25 protein-coding genes are annotated in these 20,872 nt (G+C 64.1%); 16 read left to right on the forward strand and 9 right to left on the reverse strand.

Going from position 1 to position 20,872, the window contains the following annotated elements; all coding sequences use genetic code 11:
* The 6 genes from AC1D10_RS30020 (at window position 1) to AC1D10_RS30045 (ending at window position 6,039) form a co-directional block, all read left to right on the forward strand.
* Complete coding sequence (locus tag AC1D10_RS30020) at window positions 1-660, forward strand: hypothetical protein (protein ID WP_477278395.1); 660 nt, start codon at window positions 1-3, stop codon at window positions 658-660.
* A 55-nt stretch (window positions 661-715) separates the two neighbouring features.
* Window positions 716-1,360, forward strand: a complete 645-nt coding sequence (locus tag AC1D10_RS30025; protein ID WP_477278397.1) for an alpha/beta hydrolase family protein — start codon at window positions 716-718, stop codon at window positions 1,358-1,360.
* A gap of 4 nt (window positions 1,361-1,364) precedes the next feature.
* Window positions 1,365-2,135, forward strand: coding sequence for an exodeoxyribonuclease III (locus AC1D10_RS30030; RefSeq protein WP_477278399.1), 771 nt, complete (start codon window positions 1,365-1,367; stop codon window positions 2,133-2,135).
* A 148-nt stretch (window positions 2,136-2,283) separates the two neighbouring features.
* Window positions 2,284-3,903, forward strand: a complete 1,620-nt coding sequence (locus tag AC1D10_RS30035) for a WD40 repeat domain-containing protein (protein WP_477278401.1) — start codon at window positions 2,284-2,286, stop codon at window positions 3,901-3,903.
* 43 nt (window positions 3,904-3,946) lie between these two features.
* Window positions 3,947-4,513 (forward strand): isochorismatase family protein, encoded by a 567-nt coding sequence (locus AC1D10_RS30040; RefSeq protein ID WP_477278403.1) that lies wholly within the window; start codon window positions 3,947-3,949, stop codon window positions 4,511-4,513.
* A gap of 305 nt (window positions 4,514-4,818) precedes the next feature.
* Entirely contained in the window at window positions 4,819-6,039 is a 1,221-nt protein-coding gene (locus AC1D10_RS30045; protein WP_477278405.1) for an amidohydrolase family protein, read from the forward strand.
* Between the two features lie 537 nt (window positions 6,040-6,576).
* On the opposite strand, the gene AC1D10_RS30050 is transcribed toward AC1D10_RS30045, so the two are convergent.
* Both AC1D10_RS30050 and AC1D10_RS30055 read right to left on the reverse strand, forming a co-directional pair.
* Window positions 6,577-6,783, reverse strand: a complete 207-nt coding sequence (locus AC1D10_RS30050) for a hypothetical protein (RefSeq protein WP_477278407.1) — start codon at window positions 6,781-6,783, stop codon at window positions 6,577-6,579.
* Window positions 6,784-7,255: 472 nt separating this feature from the next.
* Complete coding sequence (locus AC1D10_RS30055) at window positions 7,256-7,432, reverse strand: hypothetical protein (protein ID WP_477278409.1); 177 nt, start codon at window positions 7,430-7,432, stop codon at window positions 7,256-7,258.
* Window positions 7,433-7,570: 138 nt separating this feature from the next.
* On the opposite strand from AC1D10_RS30055, the gene AC1D10_RS30060 reads away from it, so the two are divergent.
* The gene (locus tag AC1D10_RS30060) at window positions 7,571-7,831 is read left to right on the forward strand and encodes a hypothetical protein (RefSeq protein WP_477278411.1); all 261 of its coding nucleotides are present in this window, start codon (window positions 7,571-7,573) and stop codon (window positions 7,829-7,831) included.
* Between the two features lie 3 nt (window positions 7,832-7,834).
* Window positions 7,835-8,095, forward strand: a complete 261-nt coding sequence (locus AC1D10_RS30065; protein ID WP_477278413.1) for a hypothetical protein — start codon at window positions 7,835-7,837, stop codon at window positions 8,093-8,095.
* Here AC1D10_RS30065 and AC1D10_RS30070 read toward each other — a convergent pair.
* Complete coding sequence (locus AC1D10_RS30070) at window positions 8,092-8,805, reverse strand: SOS response-associated peptidase (RefSeq protein WP_477278415.1); 714 nt, start codon at window positions 8,803-8,805, stop codon at window positions 8,092-8,094. The genes AC1D10_RS30065 and AC1D10_RS30070 overlap by 4 nt on opposite strands.
* Window positions 8,806-9,111: 306 nt before the next feature.
* Between AC1D10_RS30070 and AC1D10_RS30075 the strand changes: the two genes are divergently transcribed.
* The 3 genes from AC1D10_RS30075 (at window position 9,112) to AC1D10_RS30085 (ending at window position 11,519) form a co-directional block, all read left to right on the forward strand.
* Window positions 9,112-9,330: a hypothetical protein gene (locus tag AC1D10_RS30075; protein ID WP_477278417.1), complete on the forward strand. Its 219-nt coding sequence runs from the start codon at window positions 9,112-9,114 to the stop codon at window positions 9,328-9,330.
* Window positions 9,331-10,021: 691 nt separating this feature from the next.
* Window positions 10,022-10,324 carry a DUF1236 domain-containing protein gene (locus AC1D10_RS30080; RefSeq protein WP_477278419.1) on the forward strand — a complete coding sequence of 101 codons (303 nt, stop codon included), beginning with the start codon at window positions 10,022-10,024 and terminating at the stop codon, window positions 10,322-10,324.
* Window positions 10,325-10,721: 397 nt separating this feature from the next.
* Complete coding sequence (locus AC1D10_RS30085; protein WP_477278421.1) at window positions 10,722-11,519, forward strand: hypothetical protein; 798 nt, start codon at window positions 10,722-10,724, stop codon at window positions 11,517-11,519.
* 51 nt (window positions 11,520-11,570) lie between these two features.
* On the opposite strand, the gene yghU is transcribed toward AC1D10_RS30085, so the two are convergent.
* Window positions 11,571-12,437, reverse strand: coding sequence for a glutathione-dependent disulfide-bond oxidoreductase (gene yghU, locus AC1D10_RS30090; RefSeq protein ID WP_477278423.1), 867 nt, complete (start codon window positions 12,435-12,437; stop codon window positions 11,571-11,573).
* A gap of 257 nt (window positions 12,438-12,694) precedes the next feature.
* On the opposite strand from yghU, the gene AC1D10_RS30095 reads away from it, so the two are divergent.
* Entirely contained in the window at window positions 12,695-13,600 is a 906-nt protein-coding gene (locus AC1D10_RS30095) for a S1C family serine protease (RefSeq protein ID WP_379099554.1), read from the forward strand.
* A 22-nt stretch (window positions 13,601-13,622) separates the two neighbouring features.
* On the forward strand, window positions 13,623-14,585 hold the full coding sequence (locus AC1D10_RS30100; RefSeq protein ID WP_477278425.1) for a LysR family transcriptional regulator: 963 nt from the start codon (window positions 13,623-13,625) through the stop codon (window positions 14,583-14,585).
* 25 nt (window positions 14,586-14,610) lie between these two features.
* On the opposite strand, the gene AC1D10_RS30105 is transcribed toward AC1D10_RS30100, so the two are convergent.
* Window positions 14,611-15,339 carry an SDR family oxidoreductase gene (locus AC1D10_RS30105; protein WP_477278427.1) on the reverse strand — a complete coding sequence of 243 codons (729 nt, stop codon included), beginning with the start codon at window positions 15,337-15,339 and terminating at the stop codon, window positions 14,611-14,613.
* A gap of 106 nt (window positions 15,340-15,445) precedes the next feature.
* Window positions 15,446-15,907: a MarR family winged helix-turn-helix transcriptional regulator gene (locus tag AC1D10_RS30110; RefSeq protein WP_477278429.1), complete on the reverse strand. Its 462-nt coding sequence runs from the start codon at window positions 15,905-15,907 to the stop codon at window positions 15,446-15,448.
* 65 nt (window positions 15,908-15,972) lie between these two features.
* Here AC1D10_RS30110 and AC1D10_RS30115 point away from each other — a divergent pair, with 65 nt between their 5' ends.
* Window positions 15,973-16,446: a cupin domain-containing protein gene (locus AC1D10_RS30115; RefSeq protein ID WP_477278431.1), complete on the forward strand. Its 474-nt coding sequence runs from the start codon at window positions 15,973-15,975 to the stop codon at window positions 16,444-16,446.
* Between the two features lie 28 nt (window positions 16,447-16,474).
* Here the strand turns inward: AC1D10_RS30115 and AC1D10_RS30120 are convergent, their stop codons facing one another.
* Together AC1D10_RS30120 and AC1D10_RS30125 are read right to left on the reverse strand one after the other, a co-directional pair.
* Window positions 16,475-17,083, reverse strand: a complete 609-nt coding sequence (locus AC1D10_RS30120) for a hypothetical protein (RefSeq protein ID WP_477278434.1) — start codon at window positions 17,081-17,083, stop codon at window positions 16,475-16,477.
* Window positions 17,084-17,183: 100 nt separating this feature from the next.
* On the reverse strand, window positions 17,184-17,528 hold the full coding sequence (locus tag AC1D10_RS30125; RefSeq protein WP_477278436.1) for a VOC family protein: 345 nt from the start codon (window positions 17,526-17,528) through the stop codon (window positions 17,184-17,186).
* A 202-nt stretch (window positions 17,529-17,730) separates the two neighbouring features.
* Here AC1D10_RS30125 and AC1D10_RS30130 point away from each other — a divergent pair, with 202 nt between their 5' ends.
* Window positions 17,731-18,330, forward strand: coding sequence for a YdeI/OmpD-associated family protein (locus AC1D10_RS30130; protein WP_477278438.1), 600 nt, complete (start codon window positions 17,731-17,733; stop codon window positions 18,328-18,330).
* Between the two features lie 321 nt (window positions 18,331-18,651).
* Here AC1D10_RS30130 and AC1D10_RS30135 read toward each other — a convergent pair whose 3' ends face one another.
* Window positions 18,652-18,945, reverse strand: a complete 294-nt coding sequence (locus tag AC1D10_RS30135) for a hypothetical protein (RefSeq protein WP_477278440.1) — start codon at window positions 18,943-18,945, stop codon at window positions 18,652-18,654.
* 258 nt (window positions 18,946-19,203) lie between these two features.
* Here AC1D10_RS30135 and AC1D10_RS30140 point away from each other — a divergent pair, with 258 nt between their 5' ends.
* Complete coding sequence (locus tag AC1D10_RS30140; RefSeq protein ID WP_477278442.1) at window positions 19,204-20,826, forward strand: ABC-F family ATP-binding cassette domain-containing protein; 1,623 nt, start codon at window positions 19,204-19,206, stop codon at window positions 20,824-20,826.
* The last annotated feature ends 46 nt before the right edge of the window (window positions 20,827-20,872 follow it).

The following is a 20,872-nucleotide window of genomic DNA, read 5'->3' on the forward strand; positions in this document are numbered from 1 at the left end:
ATGCTGGATGCAAAGACTATTCGCAAAACCGTCGCCGAGGACCTCCATACCCGCCTTGGGGCGAAATGGTTCCAGCCGGACAGCGCCAAGCTCGTGGTGAAGTCCGCGGACAACCTGACCGACTTCAACATCGAGTTCGACTGTTATGCGGACCGTCGCTATGGGGATTATGACTGTGCACTGGTGGCAGTGTTCAAATGGAAGAAGTTCGCCAAGTTTTTTAAGGAATTGGCCGGTTGGTACAATGTCAAATTCCAAAGTTCCGTTCGGCCGAGCAACAAGGAATTTGTCAGAGTTGCTTTCGACGGAATTCATGCTGATTTCGGCCCCTCCAGCCGAGGCGTCTTTTGGGTCGCCAACGAACAAGACCTGGATGCCTTCATAACCCGGTGTGTCGATGATCTCGACGGTAAGGTCGGCGAGTGGATCAAGAGATGGTTCAGTTGGCCTTCGGCGCTGGATGTATTGGATGCTCACTCGAACCTCTGTGGGTCATGGCGAGACACGGCCTATTATTGCCTGATGGAGCAGGTTCATGGGCGCGAAGCTGCCCGTGCATGGGCTCGCGGCATTGATGCTGCAGGCTGGCCCGAATGGCTGGCCGCACAGGTGGAATATCTACAGTCGCAGGTGTGTGGTGCAGGTGCAGCGCGCGAATAATCTAGTGGTGCAATTCAAGAAGGATTGGCAAGTTCATGCTTCGGAAGTTCGCCCCATGACCACCTTCCTCTTCGACGGCCCCGACACCGCCTCCGTCACCATCCTGCTCGCCCATGGCGCCGGGGCGCCGATGGACTCGGCCTCAATGACCGCCACTGCCAAGGCACTGGCCGCTGCCGGGTTCCGCGTCGCGCGCTTCGAATTCCACTATATGGCCGCCCGCCGCTACGGCCATCGCAAGCCGCCGCCGCGGGCGGAGACGGTGAACCCGGAATATGTCAAGGCGATCGCCGACCTCAGGGCGAAGGGCGTCACCGGCCCGCTCATCATCGGCGGCAAGTCGATGGGCGGGCGTGTCGCCTCGATGGTCGCCGACGAGATGTTTGCCAAGGGCGAGATCGCCGGGCTGGTCTGCCTCGGCTATCCCTTCCATCCGCCGGCCAAGCCTGAGCAATTGCGGACAAAACATCTTGCCGACCTCAAGACGCCAACGCGGATCTTCCAGGGCACGCGCGACGAGTTTGGCACGCAGGATGAGGTCGCGACTTATGCGCTCTCCGAGCAGATCGAGATTATCTGGCTGGAGGATGGCGACCATGATCTCAAGCCGCGCAAGAGCATCTCCGGTTTCTCCACCGCCGATCACCTGAAGACACTGGCCGAGGCGGTGAAGGCGTGGGCGGGCCGGATCGTTTCCTGAGCCGATGAAAATCGCCTCCTTCAACATCAACAACATCAACAGTCGGCTGGAGAACCTGCTGGCGTGGCTGGCGGCGGCAAAGCCCGATGTCGTGTGCCTGCAGGAGCTGAAGGCACGCGACACGCAGTTTCCGCGTTCGGCTCTCGCGGCGGCCGGCTATGGCGCGGTGTGGAAGGGCGAGCCGACCTGGAACGGCGTCGCCATCCTCGCGCTCGGCTCGGAACCGGTCCTGACCCGTGATGTCCTGCCCGGCGACGATGCCGACAAGCAGAGCCGCTACATCGAGGCGGCGGTGAACGGCATCGTCATCGCTTGCCTTTATGCGCCGAACGGCAATCCGCAGCCCGGCCCGAAATTCCAGTACAAGCTCGCCTGGCACGAACGGCTGGAGGCGCATGCCGAGCAGCTGCTGGACACGGGCCTGCCGGTGGTTCTGGCTGGCGACTACAACATCGTGCCCGAGCCGCGCGACATCTACGCCACCCGCTCCTATGACGACAATGCGCTGGTGCAGCCGGAAAGCCGGGCGTCCTTCGCCGCTCTGCTCGAGCAGGGCTGGACGGATGCGCTGCGCAAGAAGCATCCGAAGGAGACGCTCTATACGTTCTGGGATTATCGCCGCAATCGCTGGCCGCGCGACGCCGGCTTGAGGCTCGACCACATCCTGCTGTCGAAGACGCTTGCCCGCCGCCTCACTGCCGCCGGCATCGACCGCGAGGTGCGCGGGCAAGACGGCGCCAGCGACCATGCGCCGGTCTGGGTGGAGGTCAGGTGAGCGCGGGGCGAACGTGCCGGAGACCTTCGCCATCCATCCCTTTCGCAAACGCCATTTTGCGAACACCTTTTCCACGGGTAATCTGATGAGCTGAACTGTGCGGGGGTGCCATTTCGGGCGAAGCCTGCAATGGCGCCGAGGGGGGCCGATGAACAGAGTCGTCGACAGGCGGATTGCATTCATCCTGCTGGTGGTGGCCGTGGTTTGCGCCTGGCGCGCCTGGCTGGCGCCTGGCGACGCGGTCGTCGTCTGGCGTGGCGTCTCGTCTTTCGCCGGGGATCCCGCCACCTTGCGGCTGGCCGGATTGCTGGTGGCCGCACTCGCTTGTCTCATTGGCGCGGTGTTGTTCTGGGCCGGTCTTCTGCCGGGGCGGCCGGCGCATGCCGCCGGGGCGCCGCTGTTCGGCCGCGCGGCGGACGTGCAGGACACCGGCAGGCCCGGCCTGCGCAAGGCCTTTCTCGTGCTGCCATTGGTGGTCGTCGCGGCGCTGGCCGTTGACCGGTTCGGCCCCGCGCGGACGCCTGATGGCGGCGAGGTTGCCAGCCAGCCCAGCGAGCCGAAGCCCAATGAACCCCAACCCAGCGAACCCAAACCCGGCGAGCCCAAGGGGCAGGACGTCGCCAGCGCCCCGCCGGCACCGGAACCCGTAACCCCGCCAGCTGCGGCGCCGCCGGCGCCACCTGCGGTCGCCCCACCGGCTCCACCACCGGAAGCGGCCAACCCGCCCGCTGCACCGCCGACCCCGCCTGCGCCCGTGCCGCCGACACCGCCAACGCCTGTCGCTCCGACGCCGCCGGAGGTCGCGGTCATTCCGCCACCCACGGTCGCGCCGCTGCCGCCACCGCCGCCGGCGCTGCCGACACAGCCCGAGGGCCACCGCGACGCGGTCGTCTGGCTGGCGGTGGCGGCCGACGGGCACACGATCATGAGCGCCAGCACCGACCACACGATCAAGCTCTGGGACATCGCTGGCAAGCACCTGATCCGCACGCTTGGCGTCCACAAGGACATGGCGCGCACGGCACTGTTCATGCCCGATGGCGTCAGTGCGCTGACGGGCGGCGACGACGGCGAGATCGTGCAGCGAAGACTTTCCGATGGCGCGGTGCTGCACGTCTACTCGGCGGGCGCGAATGGCGGCGTCAACAAGCTGGCGATCAGTCCGGACGGCAAGCGCGCCGTGACCGGGCACGAGACCGGCAACGTCATCGTCTGGGACCTTGAGAAGGGCACCGTGTTGCATGTGATGAGCGGGCACGACTGGTCGGTCAGCGGGGTGGCCGTCTCGCCCGACGGCACCCGCGCGGTCTCTGGCAGCATCGACGGCACGCTAAAGCTCTGGGACATCGACAGCGGCAAGCAGCTGCGCAGCTGGCACGGGCATGAGCAAGGCACCTATGGCGCCGTGTTCACTGCCGATGGCCACCATCTGATCACCGGCAGCGGCGACTACACGATCAAGCTCTGGGACCTCGACAGCGGCCGCGAAGTGCGCCGCTTCGAGGGCCATGAGGGCACCGTCTACACGCTGGCGCTGTCGGCAGACGGCAAGCGCCTGGTCTCCGGTTCGCTCGACGGCACGGCGCGCCTGTGGGACATGGAAAGCGGCAACCAGATCGCCATGTTCGACAGCCAGACCGGCCCGATCTACGCGGTGGCCTTCGCCGCGGACGGCACGGTGCTGACCGGAGGCTACGACCGCACCATCCGCGACTGGCCGGCCGCGGGCGGCGACGGCGTGGTGCTGTTTGCCGGCGCGCCGGGGTGAATGGAACCTTGATCACCTTGCCTGCCGTGCTATGTAAAAAACCATGTCAGCACCCAGCCTCGCGGACAAAGCGCCGCTCATCGTCATCGATCTCCAGACCGGCATGTTCGACGGCGTGCACGAGCCGCCGATCCATGAGGCGTCAGCCATTGTCGAGCGTGCCCGCGCGGTCATCCACTGGGCGCGGCGCAGCGGCCGCAAGGTCGCCTTTGTCAGGCATGACGGACCGGCGGGCGATCCGCTGGCGCCCGGTGAGCCGGGCTGGCCGGTATGGCCGGCACTTGGCCAGGCCGAGGACGAGCCGACCTTTGCCAAATCCGTGCGCGATGCCTTCAGCAATCCCGCCTTCGGCGACTGGGTTGCCGGGCAGGGCGCCGGTGGGGTCGTGCTGCTGGGCGCGCAGACCGATTTTTGCGTGGCGGCGACCGTCAAGGGCGCCATGGCCAGAGGGCTCGGCGTCACCGTGGTCTCCGATGCGCACAGCACGCTGGACAATGCCAGCGAGAGCGCCCGGCAGATCATCGCCCGGCATAATGGCGAATTCGCCGAGGCCGGCGTCAATCTGGTGACGACGAAGGCGCTGGTCGGGGCTGAAGAACGAACTTCGTGAGAGGGCTGATCGCCGCTTAGCGCGGTGGCATTGTCCGGCGTCTGCCGGCGCGCGGCGCTGGTCGACGCGGACGGGGGGCGCATTGTTGGGATGGCTTGGGCGCCCGCGTCAACCAGGGCGGCTCGTACCGCCGCATCACCACCATTGCACATCGCCGGTCGGCCGACACTTCCGCGAAAGCGGAATATGCCGGGGCCAAAGTGCGGATTCGGCGCCCTGGTCGATTGCAGCGTGAAACAGTTTCTCAGCGTTGCCGCATTGACCTGTGGCGGGTGAGCGGCGACGACTGGCGCTTGAACCGATGGATGGCGCCGTTGACCGAGCAGACGATTTTCCTCAACGCGAAACTGGCCGACGGGTCGCGGGTGGACCTCACCGTTGTCGACGGGCGCTTCAGCGCCATCGCGCCGGCCGGGAAGACACCCTCGGTCGGCCTCGCCAGCATCGACCTTGCCATTGTTGATCTTGGCGGCCAACTCGTCGTGCCGGCCTTCGTCGAAGGGCATATCCATCTCGACACCTCGTTCTATGGCGACGTCTGGCGCCCTCACATCCCGTGCAGCAACGGCTTCGACGTGCGCGAGCGGGTCGCCTTCCAGGCCAGGAACCTGGACGCCGCAGCACCAATGGGCGAGCGGGCGAAGAACCAGCTCGAGCTCTGCATCGGCAATGGCAGCCTTGCCATGCGCAGCCATGTGATGGTCGACGGCTCGGTCGGGCTGAAGCATCTGCAGACCATCCTGGCGGTGCGCGAAGAGTACCGCGACCTCATCGACATCCAGCTCGTCGCCTTTCCGCAAAGCGGTATCCTGTCCTCGCCGGGCACAGCTGAGTTGCTGGACGATGCGCTGAAGCTCGGCTGCGACCTGATCGGCGGGCTCGACCCCGCCAGCTTCGACCGCGACGTGAAGGGCCATCTCGACGTGGTGTTCGGCCTGGCGCAAAAGCACGGCGCCGGCGTCGACATCCATCTGCATGATGGCGGCACGCTTGGCCTGTTTCAGGTCGAGGAGATCGTGGCGCGGACAAAGGCACTGGGCATGCAGCGCCGTGTCGCCGTCAGCCATGCCTATGGGCTGGGCGATATCCCGGCCGACGCCCTGCTGAAGGCCGGCGAGATGCTCGCCGGTGCCGGCGTCGCGATCATGACCAATGCGCCGGGCAACCACGCCTTCCCGCCGGTGGCGGCCCTGCGGCAGGCCGGCGTCACCGTGTTCAGCGGCTCCGACAACATCCGCGATTCCTGGTGGCCCTATGGCGATGGTGACATGCTTTCGCGGGCCAACCTGATCGGCTACCGCTCCGGCTTCTACGAGGACCATGAACTGGCCGCCGCCTTCGATGTGGTGACCCATGCCGGCGCCAGGGCGCTTGGGCTGGAGAGCTACGGCATCGCTGTCGGCGCCGGCGCCGACTTCGTCACGATCAAGGCCGAACATGTGCCCGAGGCGGTGGTCGCCGTGCCGAAGGGCCGGACGGTGTATCGCCGGGGCAGGGCAGTGGCGAAAGATGGGAAGATGGTTTGAGGCGCGCGCTCGGCCGGCAGCGTCACGCCGACAAGGGCAATCGATGCTGACTACGGCGCCGCGTCCGTCTTGCCGTGCGCGTGGGCGTCAGAAGCCGACCGTTCGGGCTGCCATCAACACCAGCATGACGACCGCTGCACTCCAGACAGCGGCCCTTGCCATACTTCTTGCGTTCGGACGAATTCTGCGATGCGTCCTGGGTGGCGGTGATTTCGACATCAGTAGCGGTAGCGGTCGTAATTGCAGATGCGCACCTTCTTGATCATCCAGTGATGATGGCGCCAATACTTCCTGATCTTCACGAAGCAATGTCGGTTGTGATGCCTGCGCCAACTATGATCGCGCCGATGATGCCGGCCCATGCCCATATTGCCATTGTCCGTCGTGATGACGAGACTTGCGGCTCGCGCCGGGGCGACGGTGACCGGCGACACGACGGAGATGGCGACAAGTGCCGACAGAATGAAGGTCTTCTCTATGGGTTCTCCAGTATTGGTGATGCTGAGGTGAATCGGCTGAATGTTCCGCCGGGTTCGATCAGTTGGTCGTACTTCGATCGGTCGCTTGAATCGATCGGGCGGGTGGCGAAGACAGGGCGCGTTGATCCGACGGTGGCTCGCTGAGATAGAGCGAGCCGCCCAGGACGAGGAACACGATGCCCACCGCCATCAATCCCACCATCAGCACGGCAATCGCCGTGACCGGGCCGTTGCCTGTTTTGACGATGGTGGATCGATGCGGCATCGTTTTGTCCTCCAGACGGGGTCCGGCAACGCCGAGACCTCGCGACAAACGACAGCCAAGGCGAGATGTTCCCTTGTCCGGGCTTCAATCCAGGCCGCATCGGCCCTTTGCGTTTTCGTATAGGACCAAGGTCTTGGGTGCCAGCCGCAAAGGTCCGAGGGTCCCTGTTCGGTTCCGGCAATGTCCATTGGACGTTCCGGTATTTTAGTCAAACGTGATATAATGTCGCAGCTGTTTCGAGGGGACGGGACCGGGAAAAATTTATCTGGACAAGCGTCTTCGCCGCAATCTCGGCAACCGAAAATGGTGTCGTTGGCAAGGCCGATTGCAATTTCCGAAGCGATCGACAGCACGCAGTTGCGGGCGGGCGAGCGCAGGCATTTCGACAGTTGGACGCGATCTATCACGGTCACGCCGAGTAGTGGCGCGCCTTGGTGAACGCGTTAGCATAGGTTAACTTCGGCTTGAGGGGCTAGCCTCCCACCCTTCGCCTCTCCATCGTATCCAGCCGTTCCTGCAAGTGCCCGTTGAGCACGATCATTTCCTTCAGAGCTTTTACCGCGTCGCCCTTGTGCTGGGCGATGAATTTGTCGGCGACGGATCGAAGCGCGGCCTCCTGGTTGCTGTCCAGCGTTACGATGTGGGCCATTTCAGCACCTCCTGATGTCCTGATGGGGATAGTGAACAAAAACGGAACAAAACTGTCAAGCTTGAATTGACTTGGCGAGGAATACGTTCCTATTTGTCAGGAGGTGGGGCGGTTGCTCGCAAGTCAGGGAGAGCCGCGATGGGCAGACGGAAGAGCCGGTATGACAGATTGTTTGCGAGCGACGCGGAGGCGATCCTGCGGGACGCGCTACGCCTGCGCGCCACGGTGCTGGCGGCGCAGCTGAACCTCAGGGCCAATGGCGAGCTGTTCTGGCACCTGGTGGGGCTGACGGACAAACTGCATGCGGTGATGACAATGGTGGCGGAAAAGGAACCCGATTTCCGCGCGGCATGGCTCGGCCTGCTGCCCCTGCCCGAGGATTATTCCAGCCGGAAATGAGCCATGGCCGGGCCAATGGACAGTGTCGGGCGAGCCGCCAAGGCCAACATGCTGCTGGTCGTCGAGTGCGGCCATTGCTGGCATGTCGGCCGTTTCCGGGCCAACGACGTGGCCAAGGTGGTGGGCTGGAACAAGCCCTTGGAAACTATTCGCTTTCGCTGCAAGCGCTGCAGCCGCAAGGATGCGACGGTGAGGACCCAGTTCATCGACCAGGACCATCCGCCGAAGGGCTACATCTGGGTGCTGCAGAAGGCGAGGGGTTAAAACAGCGAACCCTGCACAGGTGGCAGCGGAGCCTGCAGCGGAAATTTTATCTGCGTGGCGGGTTTGTCGACAATCACCAGCGCGTCGTCAGGCGCGGTGCGCTGCAGGTGGCGGGCCTGCGACCACGGCGCGGTCAGCCAGGTCTCGGTTTCCTCGGGTGTGATCAGGATGACCGGCATTGCCTTTTCGTGGATCGGTGCGATCAGCGCGTTGGGTTTCGTGGTCAGGAAGCCATAGAGTTCGAAGTCGCCTGGACCGTCCTTGACCTTGCGCACGCCTTGCCAGCGCGTCCACAGGCCGGCGAAGAAGAACAGCGGCTTGTGCTCGTTGCGCGCGAACCAGACATTGCGCTGGATGCCGGTCTCGGGGTCCTTGTCGCCCGGCGTCGGCGAGGGCTCGGCGAAGCTGGTCACCGGCACCACGCAGCGGTTCTCGATACCGACATATTGCTGCCAGTGGCCATATTGCGGGTTGCGGATGTTGGTGGTGCCGTAGTCGGCCTTGCCCTTCACCCGCTCGATCGGCGTCGGCATGCCCCACAAAAGATTGGCCAGCTCGCGTTGGCCGTCGGGGGCGTTGCGCGCCACCGGGCCCGGCTGGTTGGGATAGATGTCGACCGAGGGTTCGAGGTTGCCGAGAATGTCGCGTAGCGCACGCGTCCACTGGCGAACCGCCTCCTGGCTGGTGGTGATGTTATAGAGGTTGCACATCTCAAGCCCTTCCCCGATGCCTGCGCATCTTGTGGGAAAGGGAGGGCAATTTCCAGCGTTCCATCACGTCTCGTCGAACCGGCCCTCGCGGGTCGGGTGGCGGGTGATCGCAGCTTCGTCAGATGTCTTGCGGCCGCTAAGGTTTCGAGCGGCGTTGCCGAGCGGGGCGATCACATAGTTGCGTAGTTGCTAAAATAATGGGACGCTCTGCGCGGGTATTGGGAATCTGAGCAGGGGAGTCGTTTCGAGCCGGAATCGGTTCGGGCGATTTGAGCATAGATGTATTTTGGGCAGTTTCTGGTGGGAATGTCAGCCACGACCATCGTCGTGGCGGTCTGGACCTATAGGGCCACCGGTTCGTTTTGGCAGGCGCTTGCCTGGACGATAGGGACTCTGTTTGTCCTGCAAGTCGGCTATTTCGTGCTCGTCGCAAGGCTGATCTACAAGAGCGCGCAGGAGGGGGCAACAGATCAGAATTCGGTCGACGTTGTGCCGCCGCTGCACCGGGACGGTACCTGGCTTTGAAGCCGGCACGTGGGGTCCAATTCCTCCTACCAGCCGATCCATTCGCGCGTGCGCCAGGCGAGCCCGGCGAACGGCGCCATCAGCGCGATCACGACAAACATCAGCGTGAACGGATACTTGGTCACTGAGGGTCGGGGAGCCATCCGGGCACATCCTTGCTGCAGATTTTTGCCACAACGTCATCCCGGCCACATGGTTGCATCCGTTGCCACCATCGCGGCTGCAAACGTGGGAACCAACCCTTGATGCTCGCGTTTTTGAGCGTGACCGGTGAGGCTGCCACCTCCGCCGGCGCCGTCTAAGGCTCGTTCTGCTCCCGGCAGGGCGGGCCTTTTTCGTGCCGGAGCTTTTTGTGATCCCGAGAAAGGCGGCTGGAACGACACCTCCCTCTCCACGTTAGGCCATGACCATATCGAGGCCGATCCGGCGCTGCTGATGGCCTTTTGGACTCAGGAGGGTACCCTCCCGCTGCAGTCTCCGCTCCAGACTTGTTCGCTATTCAGCATCGATCCGCACAATTTATCCGCGAACATGGAAGCTGTTTCACCTCTGTTCCAGAGAACTTTTTCAACAAGAATTAATGTCATCTCGATTTTGTGATGCCTTCAATTCAGAAATTTCGATGGAACCCCACTGTGGCGACGGAGTTTTCATCCAGGGCGGTTTTCCAATCAATATAATGGAGGCTATCATGAAACATTATCTTACGAGTGTGGCTGCCGCGGTCGTCCTGATGGGTGGCATTGGTGTGGCGCTGGCGGAAAATGTCGTCGTCCTCCAGCCGCAGCAGGAGACGGTTGTTCGCGAATACATCAAGAAGGAGCCGCTTGCGTCGGTGAACCTTCTGGGCGTCGAACTCAAGCTCGGCTCGTCGCTGCCGGACACGGTCGAATTGCGTGAGGTGCCCGACGTCAAGTATCGCGTCGCCGTGATCAACGACCAGACTGTCCTGGTCGATCCGGAGACCCGTCAGATCGTCGAAGTCCTGCACTGAGTGAGGCCCGCGACACAGGATTGCCTGCGTAAGCCTTGGGAGAAGCCCGTCACCAACACCGGTGGCGGGCTTTCTTTTGCGGCTGGCGTTGCCGTGGTCTGTCCGGCAGCCAGCTTGTCCTGCGTTTCGTCTCAAATCGCTGGTGTCGCGGCGGCTCATGCGGCCGCGTGGCCGGTTCGCCGAGGGCGCGGTTCACCATGCGGCCCCGTTTCACCAACCGGGCGCGCATCGATCGACTCGGCCTCTCGGCCTGCGCGATCGGCCGCATGGATTGGGCTGGCAAAGCGGCCCGCCTGGGTGCAGGGTTGCAGCGAAACATTCGCGCGCCGGCAACGAAGCCGGCATACGCATCGCATGCGAAGCCGGCCCTTTCGACCGGAGACCTGAAAGTCCTTCGATGACGATCCAGCCCGTCGAAACGAATGTTCGCAATGACGCCCCCCGCATCCTCCTTCTGCTTGGCAGCGCGCCCGACGCGGTGCGTTGCGAGCCTTGGCCGAAGCAGGCCTTCAGCCGGATCGTCGCCATCAACAATGCCTGGCGCGTGCGTCCCGACTGGGATTTCCTGATCCATGCCGGTGATTTTCCATTGGACCGCCTGCCCCACGACGCGACCTCGCGGCGGGCTCAGATATTCAGCGCCACGCACTATGTTCCGGCGCAGAACGCCTTCGGTGGCTTCGTCTATGCCGGCGCCACAATGGCGCTGACCGCAGCCTATTGGACCATTCACAGCCAGAAGCCCGATGTGCTGGCATTCCTGGGCTGCGACATGATCTACGACCGGCCGGACAAGACCCATTTCTATGGCATCGGCCAACCCGATCCGTTGCGCGATGACGTCACCCTGCGCAACCTCGAGGCCAAGTCGGCGCGCCTGCTTGTCCAGGCCCTGAAGCACGGCTGCCTGTGCATCAATCTGTCCGACCTGCCGCGCAGCCGGCTGGTCTTTCCCAGTCTCGCCTTCGATGAGCTTGGCGGCCTTTCGCTGGCGCGGATTGCCGAAATGAAAGCGGAAATTCTTGCCGGCATCCGGCTCGACAAGGCCGAAAAAGCCGAGGAGATCGAGAAGGACCTCGGCTATTTCTACGAGGATGGCATGTACTGGAACCATCTCGATGAGATCGACGAGACGTTTCTGGCCGACATCGACCAACTGTGGATGTCGGCCGTCGAGAAGGGACTGGTGGGTTGAAGCCGCCAACCTCCCCCACGGGGAGGGAGATCGGCGCGCTATCGGCTCAGCTCACTCCGCTGCCAGCTTGTCCTGCGTATTCGTTTCGAAGTCGCGGGCATCGTGGCGCTCATGCAGCTGCAAGGCCGGTTCGCCGAAGGCGCGGTTGACCATGCGGCCGCGTTTCACCGCCGGGCGTGCGTCGATCGCCTGGGCCCAGCGCTGGACATGCTTGTAGTCCTGCACGGACAGGAACGCGGCGGAATCATTGTACATGCGGCCGAGCGCCAGCCCGCCATACCAGGGCCACACCGCCATGTCGGCGATGCTGTAGTCCTTGCCGCCGAGATATTCGGTTTCGGCCAGCCGGCGGTCGAGCACGTCCATCTGGCGTTTCACCTCCATCGAGAAGCGGTCGATGGCATATTCGTATTTCTCCGGCGCATAGGCGTAGAAATGGCCGAAGCCGCCGCCGAGATACGGCGCGGAGCCCATCTGCCAGAACAGCCAGGACAGGACTTCGACGCGGGCCGGCTGTTCGGCCGGCAGGAACTCGCCGAACTTTTCGGCGAGATAGACCAGGATCGAGCCGGATTCGAAGATGCGCACCGGCGTCTTGCCGCTGCGGTCCATCAGAGCGGGAATCTTGGAGTTGGGATTGACCTCGACGAAGCCGCTGCCGAACTGGTCGCCATCGTTGATGCGGATCAGCCAGGCGTCATATTCGGCGCCCTTGTGGCCGCGCGCCAGAAGCTCTTCCAGCATGACGGTCACCTTGACGCCGTTCGGCGTCGCCAGCGAATAGAGCTGCAGCGGGTGCTTGCCGACCGGCAGGTCCTTGTCATGCGTCGGTCCGGCGATCGGCCGGTTGATGCTGGCGAAGGCGCCGCCATTCGCCTTGTTCCAGGTCCATACTTTCGGCGGGGTGTAGTCGGTCATCTCGGGGCCTCGTGTCGTGGGAAGGATGGGCAAGACGCTCTACACCTAGGGCTGCCGACGAGGAAGTTCAACTTGCGTTGAACTATTGTTCATGTCGGCGCTGCCCCGCGTCCGCCTGCCGGCGCTTTCCCAGGGCGTTCGAAGCTCGAAAAGCCAAGCAATTGTCTTTTCGTTCGCTACGCGAACAGCTTCTCACCCCTTGCACCATCTCCCGCGCGGCATACCTATAGAAGTATCACCTACCCAGGAATGACAGCATGACCCTCAATCCCAATTCGCGCTCGGTCGTTGCCGTGCGGGCCACCGTTCCCGAGGATGCCTTCACCGCCGGTGCGCTGGGCACGCTCAGGGAAGGCAGCGGCGTCGTCATCCGCGACGATGGGCTGGTGCTGACCATCGGCTATCTCATCACCGAAGCGGAAGAGGTCTGGCTTACCAGCCATGACGGCCGCGTCATCCCGGCGCATGCGCTGGCCTATGATCAGGAATCGGGCTTCGGCCTGGTGCAGGCGCTGGCGCCGCTCGGGCTGCCGGCGGTGGCGCTGGGCGATGCCGGCAAGGCCAGGATCGGCGATGCGGTCGTGCTTGCCGACGGCATCGGCCGCTCGGTCCAGGCCAAGATCGTCACCAAGCAGGAATTCGCGGGCTATTGGGAGTACCTGCTCGACGAGGCGATCTTCATCGCACCCGCGCACCCGTCCTGGGGCGGTGCCGGGCTGTTCGGCGCCGACGGTTCGCTGCTCGGCATCGGTTCGCTGCGCCTGCAGATGAGCCGCAACGGCGAGGTTGCCGACATCAACATGGTGGTGCCGATCGATCTGCTGCCGCCGATTCTCGACGACCTCCTGACGCGCGGCCATGTGGCCAGGCCACCGCGCCCGTGGCTCGGCGCCTTGTCGGCCGAAAGCGACGGCAAGGTCGTGGTGATGAGCGTGACCGAAGGCGGCCCGGCCGCCAAGGCCGGCCTGCGCCAGGGCGACATCATCTCCGACATCCGCGACGGCGCGGTCGATGGGCTGGCCGATTTCTATCGCAAGCTGTGGGAGAGCGGTTCGGCCGGCGCGGAGATCCCGATGCGGGTGCTGCGCGACGGCCGCGAAACCTGGCTGCGCGTCAAGTCCGCCGACCGCGGCAGCTTTCTCAAGAAGCCGCAGCTGCAGTAAGCGCATCGACCAGGACACTTCGTTGCACCCCAGACTGCTCAAGACCTTCCTCGCGGTGGCGCGGAGCCGCAATATCACGCGCGCCGCCGAGGCGGTTCACCTGGCGCAATCGAGTGTCAGCGATCAGATCCAATCGCTCGAGGCGGAGCTTGGCGCTGCCCTGTTCACGCGCTCGAAGACGGGCCTCGACCTGACACCGGCGGGACTGGCGCTGAAGCCCATCGCCGAAGATCTGCTGCGCCTCGATGGCGAGGCGCGCGCGGCCGTGCAGGCGGCCGCCGCGCAGGCGAGCGGATCGCTGACCATCGGTGCGCTGGAGACGATTGCCTCGGCCCGGCTGGCGCCCTGGCTGCCGGGGTTTCAGGCCCGTCATCCCGACATCACCGTGCGGATGAAGGTGGCGGACAGCGACGCGCTGCGGCACCTGCTGGAGGATGGCGACATCGACGTCGCCTTCTGCTTCGATCGTCGCGACGTCACCAAGAGTGCAGTCGCCGACCGCTTCGCCTGGCGCACGATCGTGGCCGAACCGCTGGTGCTCGTCGCGGCTCCGGGGCAGGGGCCCGCGCCATCAGACCTTGCCGCGCTTGCCACGCTGCGCTTCGTGGCTACGGAGCCCGGATGCATCTACCGGCACCTGTTCGACACCGCCTTTGCCGAGGCGGGTGTCGCCGCGCCAAAACTTGCCGCCGAGGTTAGCAGCATCGGCACCATTGCGCGGCTGGTCGCGGCCGGCGCGGGGCTTGGCCTCGTTCCGCGCCTTGCCGTCAGCGACGCGCTGGCGCGTGGCGACCTCGCCGAACTGCCATGGCCCAGCCCGATGCGGACGGCACCGCTGGTGATGATCTGGCGGCGCCGGCGTGTTCAGCCGCCGGCGCTCAAGCGGCTTCTTGCCGCCGCGCGCGACACGCTGGCGCCTGTTTCGGAACGCTTTCCAACCAGTTCAGAGCCTGAATCGGCGAACCGCTCCAAGGCCTTGCTTTAAAAGCAATTCCCGACACCAGGCCATTCTAGATCAGCCGGTGCCCGCCCTCGACATGCAGGGTCGTTCCCGTGGTAAAGCCGTTGCCGGTCAGGAAGAAGATGGCGTCGGCGATATCGTCGGGTTGGCCGATCCTGCCGACCGGCAGCCGTTGCGCCATCGCGGCCAGCGTCTCGGTCTTCCTGTCGCCGGCAACCTGCGCCCAGATCGTGGTGTCGACCCAGCCGGGTGACACGGCGTTGACGCGGATTGGCGCCAGCTCCACGGCGAGCGCCCGCACCAGCCCTTCGAGCGCCGCATTGACGGCGGCAACGACGGAGCCGCGTGCTGCCGGCCGATAGGCGGCGATGCCGGAGACGAAGGTCATCGACCCGGCGACGCTAAGCCGTGGTGCACCATGCTTGGCGAGCAGCAGCGGGCCATAGAACTTGCTCTCCACCACCCGTTGCGCCGCCTTCGGGTCAAGCTCCGGCAACAGCCGGTAGGCGCCGTCGATGTCGGCGGCGGTGCTGACGATATGGTCGAGCCCGCCGATCCGCGCGAACAGTTCAACCACCTGGTCCTCCCGCGCGATGTCGACAGCGACCACCTTCAGGTTCACGGGGTTGCCCAGCGCCTCGCATGCCTGCCGCAGCCGGTCCTCGCCGCGCCCGGCGATGACGGTCTCCGCACCGGCCTCGACGCATCGCCGTGCCAGCGCCAGACCCATGCCGGAACCGCCGCCGACGATCAGGATTTTCTGGTTTGAAATGCTCATTTCGCTCTGCCTTTGTTTGGTGGGACAAGGCAGGGATTGGCAGTTCGGTGCGGCAAGGGAAAACGGAAGAAACCGATGGCGCTATCGGAAATGCAGATGGCTGCTCTCAGCGCGCCAGCGGGCTGTCCCAGACGACAAACAACAGCGCCTTCAGCTGGGCAAAGCGTTCCGGTCCGAGCTCGGCGCGCCACTCCTCCTCGATGTCGCGCAGGATGTCGACCATTTTCCAGAAGGCGGCATGCCCGCGTTCGGTGGACCGCACCACGCGCGCGCCGCCTTCGCCCGGAATGTCGGAGCGCACGAGATAGCCGTACCCTTCGAGACTGCTGAGCAGCTGGTTGATGGCCTGCTTGCTCATGCCGGCGCGCTCGGCGATGGTGCCCGGACGTGCGCCATCGGGTCCGGGAAACTGCAGCACGGCCATATGCGGCAAACGCAATTCATCGAAACCGGCTGTGTTGAGTTCCTTGATCAGCCGGCGCTGGATCGCCTGCGCCGGCACGCGCAGGAGGGCGCCGATCAGCAGATCCTCGGTCCTGGTCTGGAGAACTTCCGTTGATGTGGCCATTGACGATTCGGTAAATTGAGTTTACTGATAGCCAGTAAATGTAATTTATCGGAGGGTTCTGCGCAATGTCCGTGATGAACGTCCAGATCAATCCAGCCAACGAAACCATCGGCGACAAGTGGCTATCCATTCGCTTCCTGGTGACCGGCGACAGTTCGAACGGCAGCGTCGCCGCTTTCGAGTTGAAGGTGGCCGGCGGATCACGTCTGCTGGCGCCGGCGCACAGCCACGATCATTACGAAGAGACGATCTACGGCATCGACGGGGTGCTGACCTGGACCGTCGACGGCAAGGCGATCGAGGTCGGACCGGGAGAGGCGCTGTGCATTCCACGCGGCGCCGTCCACCGGTTCGACAACAAGGGCACCACGGACGCGACAGTACTGTGTGTCATCACACCGGCGGCGATCGGCCCGGACTATTTCCGTGAGATCTTCGCCATGTTCTATGCCGCCGCCGGTGGCCCGCCGGACAAGGCCAAGATGATGGAGATCATGCGCCGCCATGGGTTGACACCGGCGGCACCGCCGCCGGTCTGACGCCGGCCGGAGGGACAGGGCGCGCCGCTTATTCCTGGCAAGCGGAGAAGGCGTCGCCTGGGTTCCAGTCCTTGAAGGCAACGATCTGGCCTTGGCCCGACACCGTCTTGTGCTTGGTGCTGCCGTCCGGCTGCGTCTTCGAGCTGGTGCCCTTGCCGGTCAGCACATTGTAGTCACAGGCGCTGGCGACATTCTCCTGCTGGTAATCCTGCGAATCATAGGCGAAGCCGGCAACGATGAAGGCGCCATTGCGGTAGGCGATAGTCAGCGTCTGGTTGGTGCGCTCACTGCCGATCGGCGGCGCCGGCAAATAGAATTTGATCGAGCCGTTGGGCAGCATGGTCAGCTCCGGCTCGGTGTCGGAGTTCTCGTAGCCTGGCCGGTCGTAGCCGTTCCACTCGGCATCGATCTGTTCGTGCACGATTTCAACGGGCTTGAGGTAATTGTGCTCCTTGTCCCTGAGGAAGAAGTGGATGTCCATCGGATCGCCGGGTTGGGTCTCCACCACCATGGCAAGGTCGACGGCGCCGTCGCCGTTGAAGTCGCCGGTCACCGCCGTGATGATTTTTTGGGTTTCGATGGGTTCGGCCAGGGCCGCTGTGGGCAGGAGAACAAGAGCGAGCAACAGAGATTTCATGGCATGTTCCGAGGTTTGGAACAGGACCATGGCAGGTCTGCGGGAATTCTACAGCGGGGCGGAGCAATATATTCGGGCGAGGCCGCGAAGGAACGCCGGCCTAGTGGCGTTGTGCACTCGCAAACACCACCAGGTTCTCGTCGGGGTCGCGCATGCGCATGATGTAGAAATCGTCGGCTTCCTCGATCGGGCCGGGTTCGAGGCCGGCGTCCACCAGCCTCTGCCTTTCGGGCGCCAGCGGCAGCACGCCCAGCGTCAGCGTGCTGGTGCCGGCCTTGTTCTTGTCCTCGAAGAGCTGCACCTCGGCGCTGTCGCTGAACTGCCATTCGGCCAGGCCCGGCATCGGCCGGCGCAGCGGCGCCTTGCCGAAGAGCTTTTCATACCAGTCGATGCTGGCTTCGAGGTTGGAGCAGCTGACATGGGCGAAAATGGTCTGGATCGCCATCGCGAACCTCCATCGATGTTGCACTGAGGCCGCAACGCGGCGATGGGTGGTGCGTTCCATCGTCATCCGCCGGCAAGGGTCTCTGCTGCCGGAAACCGACAGGGTGCCATGTCACGCTGTTGACGGATGATGTTAGGCACGGTGCTGGAGGCAAGATGTCAGTGATGCGAGCGGCAAGAGCAACGAACGGGCAGGTGTGCTGATGGCGCCGGTTAAGGTCGACCCCGACAAGGTCAGGGAGTTCCCGGACGCGGACAGGTTCCGTGCCTGGCTCGGCAAGCACCACGCCACGGAAACCGAGGTGTGGATCAAGGTCCACAAGGTGGGGTCGGGACTGAAGTCGATCACGCCCAAGGAGGCCATCGACGTGGTGCTGTGCTTCGGCTGGATCGACGCCGTGCGCAAGGGGCTGGACGACAACAGCTTCCTGCAGCGCTACACGCCGCGCGGCAAGAAGAGCATCTGGAGCCTGATCAACGTCGACAATGTCGCGCGGCTGGTCGAGGAAGGCCGCATGACCGAGCATGGGCTCAAGCAGGTCGAGGCGGCCAAGGCCGATGGGCGCTGGGCGCGCGCCTATGGCAGCGGCAAGGAGATGAAGATCCCCGACGATCTGCTTGCGGCGATCGACGCGGAACCCAAGGCGAAGGAGATGCTGGCAAAGCTCAGCGCGCAGAACCGCTTCGCGCTCGCCTTCCGCACCCACAACATGAAGACCGAGGCCGGCCGCAGGAAGAAGATCGAGACCTTCGTCGCGATGCTGACGCGCGGCGAGACGATCTATCCGCAGGGGAGGAAGTGAGGCCCTTCGGCGCAGCGCAGGTTCAGCCGAAGTCTGGTCTCGAGCGGTTCAACGTCTGAATCGTTGAACCGTTGTAAGGATTTGATTTTACGCAATTCCGGGCGGACAGCCGCTGCACATTTTTCCTGAATTGCGCGCAAGAAAAAGCCGCCCTCGCTTTCGCGAGTGCGGCCTTTTCCCGGGAGGAAGTCAGGAAGAGCGGGGATCAATAAGCCTTGGCGTGCTTGTCGCCGTGTTTCTTGCCGGTGTGCCTTTTTGACATGCCTTGGGGTCTGTATGTTGAAAGTCTGGGCTTCAAAAACTGGTTTCAAATGTTCGATATCACGGGGCTTGATCGTCCGGTGTCACCCCAAGCAGCTTCAGAGCGTTGGCGAGCGTCCTGATGCCTTGCGCCTGCTTGCGCTCGGCACAGAAGCGGACGGCCGTCTTCTGCAGCGTCGTTGCCTCGGCGACCTCGGCCGTCTCGGCTGTGGTCTGGATGGCCTGGTCCAATTGAAGACTGAGCCGGTCGCATTGTTCGCTGCGGGTGATCGCGGCTTCCGACGGTCCGATGGCGGTGACGGCGAGCGACATGCCGAGCAGGGCACCCATCCATCGGTTGGAACCTCGTTGCATTGCCGATAACCATCCCGTTCGCGTTGTGCCGCGACCATTTTCCGGCCGCCGCGGGGTGGTTATGCCAGCCGATCTTTTCGCCAGTTTTTCCGAACTGTTGAATCTTGTTTCTGGGTTGTGTCTGGGGACGGTCCTTCTCCCGCAGGGGGAGATGGCAAAACGTCCCGCCACTGCGGCGCTTGCGCCTCTTCCTCTGGCGCTCGCCATCGCGTATGGCCCCGGGGAAAATCCCTCCAAGCTCCAAGCCCCGGACACCGCATGATCAGACTGGAAAGCATCAGCAAGCAGAACGGCCGCCAGCTTGTCTTCATCGAGGCGTCGGCGGCGCTGCAGAGGGGCGAGAAGGTCGGCCTTGTCGGCCCCAACGGCGCCGGCAAGACGACGCTGTTTCGCATGATCACCGGGCAGGAGCAGCCCGACGAAGGCCAGGTGCAGGTCGATCGCGGCGTCACCATCGGCTATTTCAGCCAGGATGTCGGCGACATGGAAGGCCACAGCGCGGTGGCCGAAGTGATGAACGGCGCCGGGCCGGTCAGCGACGTGGCGGCCGAGATGGCCGCGCTCGAGGCGGCCATGGCCGATCCCGAACAGGCCGACCAGATGGACGAGATCATCGAAAAATATGGCGAGGCGCAACACCGTTTCGAGGAACTCGATGGCTATGCGCTGGACGGCCGCGCCCGCGAGGTGCTCGACGGTCTCGGCTTTTCCCAGGAGATGATGGACGGCGATGTCGGCAAGCTGTCCGGCGGCTGGAAGATGCGGGTGGCGCTGGCCCGCATTCTTCTGATGCGCCCCGACGCCATGCTGCTCGACGAGCCGAGCAACCATCTCGACCTCGAGAGCCTGATCTGGCTGGAATCCTTCCTGAAGAACTATGACGGCGCGCTGCTGATGACCTCGCACGACCGCGAGTTCATGAACCGCATCGTCAACAAGGTGGTCGAGATCGACGCCGGCTCGCTGACCGCCTATTCCGGCAATTACGAATTCTACCAGCAGCAGCGGGCGATCGCCGACAAGCAGCAGCAGGCGCAGTTCGAGCGCCAGCAGGCGATGCTGGCCAAGGAGATCGCCTTCATCGAGCGCTTCAAGGCGCGGGCGTCACATGCCGCGCAGGTGCAGAGCCGGGTGAAGAAGCTGGACAAGATCGATCGCGTCGAGCCGCCCAAGCGCCGCCAGACGGTTTCCTTCGATTTCCAGCCGGCGCCGCGCTGCGGCGAGGATGTCGTGACGCTGAAGAACGTCCACAAGGGCTATGGCAGCCGCAGCATCTATGAGGGGCTGGACTTCCAGGTCCGCCGCCGCGAGCGCTGGTGCATCATGGGCGTCAATGGCGCCGGCAAGTCGACGCTGCTGAAGTTGGTCGCCGGCGCCTCGGAACCGGACACCGGCACTGTGGCGCGCGGCCCGAGCGTCAAGATGGGCTATTTCGCCCAGCACGCCATGGAACTGCTGGAAGGCGAGCGCACCGTGTTCCAGACGCTGGAGGACGCGTTCCCACAGGCCGGCCAGGCGCCGCTTCGCGCGCTTGCCGGATGCTTCGGCTTTTCCGGCGACGAGATCGAGAAGAAATGCCGCGTGCTGTCAGGCGGCGAGAAGGCGCGGCTGGTGATGGCGCTGATGCTGTTCGACCCGCCCAACCTGCTGGTGCTGGACGAGCCGACCAACCATCTCGACATCGCCACCAAGGAGATGCTGATCACGGCACTCTCACAGTATGAAGGCACCATGCTGTTCGTCTCGCACGACCGGCATTTCCTGGCGGCGCTCTCCAACCGCGTGCTGGAACTGACGCCCGAAGGCATCCACACCTATGGCGGCGGCTATACCGAATACGTCGAGCGGACGGGGCACGAAGCGCCGGGCTTGCGGAGCTGAGCGGGCAGGGCGGCTATTGTCCATAGCCGCCATCGGTTCCTCATCG

The organism is Mesorhizobium sp. P2_A8, from assembly GCF_056404935.1.

Bases quoted from the DNA above. Each gene is read 5' to 3' on its own strand.
- AC1D10_RS30120 (WP_477278434.1), bottom strand. From the start codon at position 17,083: ATGAAATCTCTGTTGCTCGCTCTTGTTCTCCTGCCCACAGCGGCCCTG.
- AC1D10_RS30130 (WP_477278438.1), top strand. From the start codon at position 17,731: ATGGCGCCGGTTAAGGTCGACCCCGACAAGGTCAGGGAGTTCCCGGAC.
- AC1D10_RS30070 (WP_477278415.1), bottom strand. From the start codon at position 8,805: ATGTGCAACCTCTATAACATCACCACCAGCCAGGAGGCGGTTCGCCAG.
- yghU (WP_477278423.1), bottom strand. From the start codon at position 12,437: ATGACCGACTACACCCCGCCGAAAGTATGGACCTGGAACAAGGCGAAT.
- AC1D10_RS30035 (WP_477278401.1), top strand. From the start codon at position 2,284: ATGAACAGAGTCGTCGACAGGCGGATTGCATTCATCCTGCTGGTGGTG.
- AC1D10_RS30140 (WP_477278442.1), top strand. From the start codon at position 19,204: ATGATCAGACTGGAAAGCATCAGCAAGCAGAACGGCCGCCAGCTTGTC.
- AC1D10_RS30075 (WP_477278417.1), top strand. From the start codon at position 9,112: ATGTCAGCCACGACCATCGTCGTGGCGGTCTGGACCTATAGGGCCACC.
- AC1D10_RS30050 (WP_477278407.1), bottom strand. From the start codon at position 6,783: ATGCCGCATCGATCCACCATCGTCAAAACAGGCAACGGCCCGGTCACG.
- AC1D10_RS30135 (WP_477278440.1), bottom strand. From the start codon at position 18,945: ATGCAACGAGGTTCCAACCGATGGATGGGTGCCCTGCTCGGCATGTCG.
- AC1D10_RS30095 (WP_379099554.1), top strand. From the start codon at position 12,695: ATGACCCTCAATCCCAATTCGCGCTCGGTCGTTGCCGTGCGGGCCACC.
- AC1D10_RS30025 (WP_477278397.1), top strand. From the start codon at position 716: ATGACCACCTTCCTCTTCGACGGCCCCGACACCGCCTCCGTCACCATC.
- AC1D10_RS30105 (WP_477278427.1), bottom strand. From the start codon at position 15,339: ATGAGCATTTCAAACCAGAAAATCCTGATCGTCGGCGGCGGTTCCGGC.
- AC1D10_RS30110 (WP_477278429.1), bottom strand. From the start codon at position 15,907: ATGGCCACATCAACGGAAGTTCTCCAGACCAGGACCGAGGATCTGCTG.
- AC1D10_RS30040 (WP_477278403.1), top strand. From the start codon at position 3,947: ATGTCAGCACCCAGCCTCGCGGACAAAGCGCCGCTCATCGTCATCGAT.
- AC1D10_RS30020 (WP_477278395.1), top strand. From the start codon at position 1: ATGCTGGATGCAAAGACTATTCGCAAAACCGTCGCCGAGGACCTCCAT.
- AC1D10_RS30055 (WP_477278409.1), bottom strand. From the start codon at position 7,432: ATGGCCCACATCGTAACGCTGGACAGCAACCAGGAGGCCGCGCTTCGA.
- AC1D10_RS30080 (WP_477278419.1), top strand. From the start codon at position 10,022: ATGAAACATTATCTTACGAGTGTGGCTGCCGCGGTCGTCCTGATGGGT.
- AC1D10_RS30045 (WP_477278405.1), top strand. From the start codon at position 4,819: ATGGCGCCGTTGACCGAGCAGACGATTTTCCTCAACGCGAAACTGGCC.
- AC1D10_RS30125 (WP_477278436.1), bottom strand. From the start codon at position 17,528: ATGGCGATCCAGACCATTTTCGCCCATGTCAGCTGCTCCAACCTCGAA.
- AC1D10_RS30060 (WP_477278411.1), top strand. From the start codon at position 7,571: ATGGGCAGACGGAAGAGCCGGTATGACAGATTGTTTGCGAGCGACGCG.
- AC1D10_RS30085 (WP_477278421.1), top strand. From the start codon at position 10,722: ATGACGATCCAGCCCGTCGAAACGAATGTTCGCAATGACGCCCCCCGC.
- AC1D10_RS30065 (WP_477278413.1), top strand. From the start codon at position 7,835: ATGGCCGGGCCAATGGACAGTGTCGGGCGAGCCGCCAAGGCCAACATG.
- AC1D10_RS30030 (WP_477278399.1), top strand. From the start codon at position 1,365: ATGAAAATCGCCTCCTTCAACATCAACAACATCAACAGTCGGCTGGAG.
- AC1D10_RS30115 (WP_477278431.1), top strand. From the start codon at position 15,973: ATGTCCGTGATGAACGTCCAGATCAATCCAGCCAACGAAACCATCGGC.